Annotated in this window: 2 rRNA genes (1 of these 2 running past the window's edge); both read right to left on the reverse strand. The window is 51.8% G+C overall.

What is annotated here, in order from left to right:
• A 23S ribosomal RNA gene (locus ACOZK9_RS27295) occupies positions 1-136 on the reverse strand; its annotated part reaches 2351 nt to the left of the window's first position; the annotation flags it as partial.
• Positions 137-331: 195 nt separating this feature from the next.
• Positions 332-1868 (reverse strand): 16S ribosomal RNA (locus ACOZK9_RS27300).
• Positions 1869-2110: the final 242 nt, after the last annotated feature.

The raw sequence follows: 2110 nt of genomic DNA on the forward strand, positions 1-2110 counted from the left end.
CACACCGGAATATTCATTTCTAAACTCTAACAGCAGAAGCAGTTAATGGTGGAGCCAAACGGGATCGAACCGTTGACCTCCTGCGTGCAAGGCAGGCGCTCTCCCAGCTGAGCTATGGCCCCATACAAAATTGGTGGGTCTGGGCAGATTCGAACTGCCGACCTCACCCTTATCAGGGGTGCGCTCTAACCAACTGAGCTACAGACCCAATTTCGAGCGCGTGACTGTTAGCGTTGAGCTATCAGCGTGGAGCTTAAAGCTGCTTCTATCGTCTTCTTCAATGAATCAAGCAATTCGTGTGGGAACTTATGGAGCAGCTGATGTCGTCGATTAAGGAGGTGATCCAGCCGCAGGTTCCCCTACGGCTACCTTGTTACGACTTCACCCCAGTCATGAATCACACCGTGGTAACCGTCCTCCCGAGGGTTAGACTAGCTACTTCTGGTGCAACCCACTCCCATGGTGTGACGGGCGGTGTGTACAAGGCCCGGGAACGTATTCACCGCGACATTCTGATTCGCGATTACTAGCGATTCCGACTTCACGCAGTCGAGTTGCAGACTGCGATCCGGACTACGATCGGTTTTCTGGGATTAGCTCCACCTCGCGGCTTGGCAACCCTCTGTACCGACCATTGTAGCACGTGTGTAGCCCAGGCCGTAAGGGCCATGATGACTTGACGTCATCCCCACCTTCCTCCGGTTTGTCACCGGCAGTCTCCTTAGAGTGCCCACCATTACGTGCTGGTAACTAAGGACAAGGGTTGCGCTCGTTACGGGACTTAACCCAACATCTCACGACACGAGCTGACGACAGCCATGCAGCACCTGTCTCAATGTTCCCGAAGGCACCAATCTATCTCTAGAAAGTTCATTGGATGTCAAGGCCTGGTAAGGTTCTTCGCGTTGCTTCGAATTAAACCACATGCTCCACCGCTTGTGCGGGCCCCCGTCAATTCATTTGAGTTTTAACCTTGCGGCCGTACTCCCCAGGCGGTCAACTTAATGCGTTAGCTGCGCCACTAAGAGCTCAAGGCTCCCAACGGCTAGTTGACATCGTTTACGGCGTGGACTACCAGGGTATCTAATCCTGTTTGCTCCCCACGCTTTCGCACCTCAGTGTCAGTATTAGTCCAGGTGGTCGCCTTCGCCACTGGTGTTCCTTCCTATATCTACGCATTTCACCGCTACACAGGAAATTCCACCACCCTCTACCATACTCTAGTCAGTCAGTTTTGAATGCAGTTCCCAGGTTGAGCCCGGGGATTTCACATCCAACTTAACAAACCACCTACGCGCGCTTTACGCCCAGTAATTCCGATTAACGCTTGCACCCTCTGTATTACCGCGGCTGCTGGCACAGAGTTAGCCGGTGCTTATTCTGTCGGTAACGTCAAAACAATCACGTATTAGGTAACTGCCCTTCCTCCCAACTTAAAGTGCTTTACAATCCGAAGACCTTCTTCACACACGCGGCATGGCTGGATCAGGCTTTCGCCCATTGTCCAATATTCCCCACTGCTGCCTCCCGTAGGAGTCTGGACCGTGTCTCAGTTCCAGTGTGACTGATCATCCTCTCAGACCAGTTACGGATCGTCGCCTTGGTGAGCCATTACCTCACCAACTAGCTAATCCGACCTAGGCTCATCTGATAGCGCAAGGCCCGAAGGTCCCCTGCTTTCTCCCGTAGGACGTATGCGGTATTAGCGTCCGTTTCCGAACGTTATCCCCCACTACCAGGCAGATTCCTAGGCATTACTCACCCGTCCGCCGCTCTCAAGAGAAGCAAGCTTCTCTCTACCGCTCGACTTGCATGTGTTAGGCCTGCCGCCAGCGTTCAATCTGAGCCATGATCAAACTCTTCAGTTCAAACATCTTTGGGTTTTTAAGAAACCCTAAACTTGGCTCAGCAATCGTTGGTTACATCTTTGATTTCTCGCGGAGTAACTTGTGATGCTGATAATCTTGTTGACTATCAGTCTGACTCCACAAGCACCCACACGAATTGCTTGATTCAGTTGTTAAAGAGCGGTTGGTTAAGATCTTTCGTCTCAACCGAGGCGCGCATTCTACAGCAGCCTCATTTGCTGTCAAGTGATTATTTTCAGAAG

Source organism: Pseudomonas kitaguniensis (genome assembly GCF_049199985.1).
In the GTDB taxonomy this organism is placed as follows: domain Bacteria; phylum Pseudomonadota; class Gammaproteobacteria; order Pseudomonadales; family Pseudomonadaceae; genus Aquipseudomonas; species Aquipseudomonas kitaguniensis.